The sequence below is a fragment of the Microcoleus harperi Pol14_C6 genome, from assembly GCF_036701295.1.
In the GTDB taxonomy this organism is placed as follows: domain Bacteria; phylum Cyanobacteriota; class Cyanobacteriia; order Cyanobacteriales; family Microcoleaceae; genus Microcoleus.
The window spans coordinates 1-1,033 of the sequence record NZ_JAUBQN010000118.1 but is presented as its reverse complement, the minus strand read 5'-3'; the positions used below and the strand labels follow the sequence as shown (position 1 = coordinate 1,033).

The 1,033-nt window shown below is 42.2% G+C and carries 1 protein-coding gene; it reads left to right on the top strand.

Features of this window, described 5'->3' with window-relative positions; translation table 11 throughout:
- The first annotated feature begins 163 nt into the window (after positions 1-163).
- Positions 164-1,006, top strand: a complete 843-nt coding sequence (locus QUA27_RS27240; protein WP_445251562.1) for an ISAs1 family transposase — start codon at positions 164-166, stop codon at positions 1,004-1,006.
- Positions 1,007-1,033 lie beyond the last annotated feature (27 nt).

The following is a 1,033-nucleotide window of genomic DNA, read 5'->3' as shown; positions in this document are numbered from 1 at the left end:
GATAGCACTCAGTTTTTTCGCTTCTGTGCTTTATTGCGTAAGCATCCCTATTTAAAAACTGTCCGGAGTATTGTTATGGGAGCGGGCTTCAATTCTACTTGTTCAAAGCGTCAAACTAAGTTGAATTTGAACCAGCGAGAGTGCTACAGCATTAACAGAAAAGATGCAAAGCTATTTTAGCGAGATAGAAGACCCGCGAGTACAACGTACCCGGAGCCATCAGTTAACAGATATTTTAATCATCGGAATTTTATCAGTCATTGCCGGAGGTAAGGGATGGGAAGATATGGAAAACTATGGGTTGAGCAAATTTGATTGGTTACGAGAATTTTTAGCTCTACCGAGTGGCATTCCTTGTGCAGATACTTTTCGACGAGTCTTTGAACGGATTAATCCTCAAGTATTTGAGCGTTGCTTTCAGAGGTGGGTTCAATCGATAATTAAAGCAATTGGAGCGCAAGTAATTCCTATCGATGGCAAGACTCTTAGAGGTTCCTACGACAGAGAGCAGCAGAAATCAGCGTTGCATTTGGTTAGCGCCTGGGCCAGTCAACATCGTCTGGCTTTGGGGCAAGTCAAAGTAGCTGATAAATCGAATGAAATCACAGCAATTCCTGCCCTATTAGAACTGCTTGACCTCGCTGGAAGCATTATCACAATTGATGCAATGGGTACACAAACAGCAATTGCCACTCAAATATATAGTGCAAAAGCTGATTATATTTTAGCGCTTAAAGCCAACCATCCTACACTTCATGGGCAAGTCAAGACTTGGTTTGACCCAGCGCTAGCTCTCAAATTTGAAGGCATATCCTTCAGCTACAACGAACAGATAGAAAATGGACATCACCGTCTTGAAAAAAGACAAGTTTGGAGCGTCCCCGTTTCTCAACTATCACCGTTGCATCAACAGTCGGATTGGGTGGGTCTAAAGACCCTCGTAATGGTAGTACGAATGGCTCTCCTGAGTTTATGGTGTAAAATAGATCAACCAATACAGTTATAGTGATGAGCTTTCATTTAGACTATCTAT